General features: G+C 41.7%; 1 pseudogene. It reads left to right on the top strand.

Annotated features, from left to right (window positions below):
• Positions 1-538: pseudogene (locus tag D8845_RS10175) on the top strand (YSIRK signal domain/LPXTG anchor domain surface protein); the annotation flags it as partial.

Here is a 538-nt window from a genome sequence, read left to right on the forward strand (position 1 = left end):
TGAGAACGGAAAAGATGGATTCACACCAGAAGTAACCGTTACAGACAACAATAACGGAACACACACCATCACAATCACGCAACCAGACAACAAACCATCATTAACAACCATCGTTAAAAACGGTGAAGATGGAAAAACACCAAAAGTCAAAGCAGAACGAGATGATGCGAAGAAACAAACTACATTAACCTTCTACATTGACAAAGATGGCGATGGAAACTACACAGAAGGAACNGACACACTTGTTCAAACAACAGTAGTTAAAGACGGACAAGACGGAGCTGCGGGAGCATCTGGTCGTGATGGTAAAGAAGTATTAAACGGAAAAGTAGATCCAAAAGAGAACCAAGGTAAAGATGGAGACACATTCGTAAATACACAAACAGGAGATGTATTCGTTAAGAAAGGTAACACTTGGGAACCAGCAGGCAACATCAAAGGACCAAAAGGTGACAAGGGTGAGAACGGAAAAGATGGATTCACACCAGAAGTAACCGTTACAGACAACAATAACGGAACACACACCATCACAATCACG

The organism is Streptococcus mitis (genome assembly GCF_003942865.1).
Taxonomy (GTDB): Bacteria; Bacillota; Bacilli; order Lactobacillales; family Streptococcaceae; genus Streptococcus; species Streptococcus mitis_BI.